The sequence below is a fragment of the Pseudomonas sp. FSL R10-0399 genome, assembly GCF_009600165.1.
GTDB lineage: Bacteria > Pseudomonadota > Gammaproteobacteria > Pseudomonadales > Pseudomonadaceae > Aquipseudomonas > Aquipseudomonas helleri.
In genome coordinates, this window is record NZ_WIWK01000239.1 from 1 (window position 1) to 1,723 (window position 1,723).

1 protein-coding gene is annotated in these 1,723 nt (G+C 59.0%); it reads right to left on the reverse strand.

Annotation, left to right across the window (positions count from 1 at the left end; all coding sequences use genetic code 11):
* Positions 1 to 18: 18 nt before the first annotated feature.
* Entirely contained in the window at positions 19 to 990 is a 972-nt protein-coding gene (gene mobV, locus GHO41_RS29155) for a MobV family relaxase (RefSeq protein ID WP_095038433.1), read from the reverse strand.
* Positions 991 to 1,723 lie beyond the last annotated feature (733 nt).

A 1,723-nucleotide genomic window follows, 5' to 3' on the forward strand; every position in this document is an offset into this window, starting at 1 on the left:
AACTCATGAAAGCAGGATCTAAAGGGTCAAGCCCTTCCCTTTGGTAACCGTCTTGCTCTTGCGCTTGCTCTGCTCCTTGGCCTTTGCGTTCTCCTGCTGGAGTTCGGAGGCCATCTTGAGCACGCTGGCGATCTGATCCTTCGTAAGCCCCCTGAAAGACCCCTCAAACGTCTCCAGGCGCTTTCTGAGGCCTTTTGCCGTGTTCCGTGCCTCTCTCGCCTTGCGTTCGCTCTCAACGCTCTCAGAGGCCTTAGCAACGGTCCCCGCAAACCCTTTGTTCAAATCCTTCGTCACACGCTTGGCGATCATTTCTGCATCTTCGACCAGATCCCCACGGCCTCTGACTCGCTCCAGCAAAGTCGCCTTCTCCAGCACCCGCGGTTCTACGGATGAGGGCAGAAGCGTCACGGAAGACTCCATTCCCTGTTGGACCGCCGCGTAGTGCTGCTGAATTCGCTGATGGTTGGCCATGCTGCCTTCGATCCCGCGCTCCAAGCCAAGATTGGCCACACAGGCGGCGTAGGAGGTTTGGTCGGCGCGCATCTTGTCGCGACTGCCGATGAACTCCTTGGCGCTCAGGCGTTTGTCTTGAGTCAGCGGCACGACGAAAGCCGACAGGTGTGGCGTGGATTCGTCCCGGTGGATACTGGCCGTAACAATGCGATCGGCCCCGTACTTGTCCGCCAACCACTGCAAGGACTGCTGAAAGAACGCTTTTTCCTGTTCTGGTGTAGCTTTCTCGAACCAATCAGGACTGGCCGTCATCACGTATTCGACAGTCAAAACCGCATCTTTGCGCCGTTTCTCTGGCAGCAAAGCCCGCAGTTTTCCCATCGCCTCGTCCGTGCTTTTGGCGACCAGGTGTTGATTGTCGGGTGTGCGTTCCTGGTCAGCATTGTGTGTATTCCGTTCCCGGTAGCAATGCTGCATCGAGGCCGCCACTGAGCCCATGTTGGCGAGCTTCTTTGCCCGCATGATTGCGTATGCCATGCCATCCCCGATCTGCTGAAAATCCGCCTAGCTCCGCTGGGCCACTTGATTACAAGTGTACTCACTAGACTTTGCTTCGCAAAGATCGTTCGGGGCTACGCCCCAAGAGCCTGCGCGGCTACGCCTTGCACCCCCTGCTGACGCGCCCCCCCAAGGGGGCTTGTCCGTTCGCCACGTGGCAGGCGGTCAGGGGAAGAGCGCCCCTGACCACCAGCCCTGAGCGTTGGGGTCGTTCCAGGGCGTCAAGGTCGGGGCCGCTTCGCGGTCGCTGCGCGAACCTTGACCCCCTTCCACTTCGAATGGAGTGGGTGTCAAGGGGTTGGTGCGGCCCGCAGACGCGAAGCGGCGAGGACTCGGCCCCTTGACGCCCACGGAATGACCCAGCCTCCGTGAGTGGGGGCAGGGGGCGCTCTTCCCCCTGCCCCCCGAGCCCTCGGCGGCAAGAGTGGGGGTTCCAAGGGGGCAAAGCCCAATTGGGCGAGGGCCGAAGGCCCGCTGCAAGCCCTAAAAAGTCGCTGCCCGGAGGGCAGGCATTTTCGGAGCGAAGCGACTGGGTATGCCAAGCGAAGCGCGGCAAGGGCGTCGCCCTTTAGAGAATTAGAAGAGAAAACAGTAGAAAAGAGGTTAAGTAGTTGATTTATATAGGTTTCATCCAAAGAGCGATGTCTCACGTGGCTATACATCTATGTATCACCCGGTGAGACATCGCTATACGTCATAAAGCATTTGTGAG